The sequence below is a fragment of the Pseudomonas sp. SID14000 genome, assembly GCF_002165135.1.
Taxonomy (GTDB): domain Bacteria; phylum Pseudomonadota; class Gammaproteobacteria; order Pseudomonadales; family Pseudomonadaceae; genus Aquipseudomonas.
In genome coordinates, this window is record NZ_NFZQ01000094.1 from 1 (window position 1) to 461 (window position 461).

Below are 461 nucleotides of genomic sequence, written 5' to 3' on the forward strand. Positions count from 1 at the left end.
CGCGCTGACCGCTCGATCAGCTCCCGGGACGTCGGCGATCCCACTTCCTCGTCCCCGTTGACCACCACGCACACCCCCTCCAGGGCCGGCAGCGACGCCAACGCGTGAAACATCTGCACCAGCCCCGCCTTCATGTCCAGGACCCCCGGTCCGCGGACCACCCCGTCCACCACCGACCAGGGATGACTCTGCAACGACCCCATCGGCCACACCGTGTCGTGATGCCCCAACAGCAACACCCGCGGTGTGCCGAACACCCACCGCAGGTGCGTCACACCCCCGATCACGATCGTCTCCGGCTCAGCGCCCAACAGCCGTTTCCCCAGGGCACCGACCACCTCGGCGCTGCGGGCCAGGGCGGCATGGTCGGCGGAGAAGGACTCACAGACCACGAGTTCCTCCAGATCCGCCAGCATCGCCGGCAGCACACTCGCGACTCCCGCGGTCACGGGCCCGGCCCC

The 461-nt window shown here is 69.8% G+C and carries 1 protein-coding gene; it reads right to left on the reverse strand.

The window, feature by feature from the left end; translation table 11 throughout:
* Positions 1–428 (reverse strand): M20/M25/M40 family metallo-hydrolase (locus CAY82_RS27525; RefSeq protein WP_218190856.1); only part of this gene is annotated, 428 nt, incomplete at its 3' end.
* Between the last annotated feature and the right edge of the window lie 33 nt (positions 429–461).